This window comes from Paramesorhizobium endophyticum (assembly GCF_014640615.1).
Lineage (GTDB): Bacteria > Pseudomonadota > Alphaproteobacteria > Rhizobiales > Rhizobiaceae > Paramesorhizobium > Paramesorhizobium endophyticum.
Genome location: NZ_BMHH01000071.1, coordinates 1 through 1,512 on the forward strand (window position 1 = coordinate 1; position 1,512 = coordinate 1,512).

Annotated in this window: 2 protein-coding genes; both read right to left on the reverse strand. The window is 62.6% G+C overall.

Annotated features, from left to right (window positions below; genetic code table 11):
• Nucleotides 1–221: 221 nt before the first annotated feature.
• On the reverse strand, nucleotides 222–941 hold the full coding sequence (locus tag IEX53_RS23585; RefSeq protein ID WP_188826605.1) for an aspartate/glutamate racemase family protein: 720 nt from the start codon (nucleotides 939–941) through the stop codon (nucleotides 222–224).
• Nucleotides 938–1,512 (reverse strand): GntR family transcriptional regulator (locus IEX53_RS23590; protein ID WP_210311707.1); only part of this gene is annotated, 575 nt, incomplete at its 5' end. The genes IEX53_RS23585 and IEX53_RS23590, both read right to left, overlap by 4 nt.

The window sequence follows — 1,512 nt, forward strand, 5'->3', positions numbered from 1 at the left end:
CGCGCGAAGCAATGCGGGCACATCTCAACCGAAGCCATCTGCGGTATCGCGGCTTCTCCGACAACAATGCGTCTCCACTAAGCAATGTCGCGACTGGCGAGGATTAAGACAAAACCCATGCGGAAAACAGCGGAATCTCCGGCTGGCGACGAGAAACGACGAGCCGTTACGCCCCGCAAGGCAGCGCGTCCGCGCCGGCAATGTCGGGTTCGGGAAGAAATTCAGCTCGCACCATAGCGGCGCGGAACCAGCGCTGCCTGAAACCAACGCACGAAAGTCTCGATGGAAAATGTCGGTAGCCCGGTCGCTTCGCGGATATCGGCGGCATAAGGGACCATGTTGGTGCACTCCAGCACCAGTGCGCCGAGGTCGGGATGTGCCGCGGCGAGCGCCTGGGCGGCCTCGATGTTGTCGGCGCGCGCCGCCGCGACGTCCAGTTCCATCGCATTGCTGAGGATAGCACGGGTGAACTCGCGTCCGCCTTCCGTCGTACCGATCGGAGTGCCTTCGGGCACGCCTGCCTTCGCAAGATGGGCAGGTGTCAGAGTCGAGGCGGAGATCGTCAGGATACCGGCCCGGCGACCGGGTGATAGCAGACGGTTCACCATGGCCACCTGCATCAGGGATGACGTTGCCACCGGTACAGGCAAGGCGGCTGTGAGCTCTTCCTGAAAGAGCGACAGGAACCCGCAATTGGTGGTGACGCCATCGACGCCATCGTCAACCAGTTCGCGCGCCGCAGCGATAAAGGTGGGCAGCAGACCTTCAGCGCCCTTGCACACCACCCGGTCAGGCGAAGCGCCGCGCACCACCTTGTAATGCACAGGGAAGGGCCAGGTGGTCGCATTGCCCATATCGCCCGGGATGCGTGGAAACCGGGCCTCCAGCATCAGTATGCCCACCGATGCTCCATAGACCGACTTACCGCCCTGCGCCTTCATTCGTTGCTGCTTTCCTCGTTCTGAAGCCGGCGTTCGAACAGTTCCTCGGGCCCGGCGACATAGATGTTCGAATAGCCCTCGCGTACCGAAGCGACGATCTGATCCATGCGCTTGACGATATGGCCACGCATCAGCAGGACCGCCGCATCCGCGTCGCGAATAAGGATGGCGTCCATGATGCGCCTGTGCTCGCCCTTGGTGCGGGTGACGGCCGCGGCCATGTCGACCCAACGGATGAACCGGATCCGCTCGTTGATCAATGCCAGTTGGCGATAGAGTTCGCGGTTGGCGGAAAGCCTGGCGATCGCCAGATGAAACGCTTCGTCGGCTGCGCTCGCCTCGCGGATCGTCCGTCCTGAATAAAGCAGGCCATCTTGATATTCGTTCTCGGTGAGGGCAGCAATGTCATTGTCACTGGCCCGCTCGCAGAGAAGCCGGACGGCCGTTTCCTCCAGAACCGCCCGGATTTCGTAGAGCTCGAAGATCGAGCGGGCGTCGAGCTCGCGGTTCGCGGTAGGGACGTCCATTACTGGACGCCCCCCGCACAGATCCCCGCAAGCGGCTTGCCCGC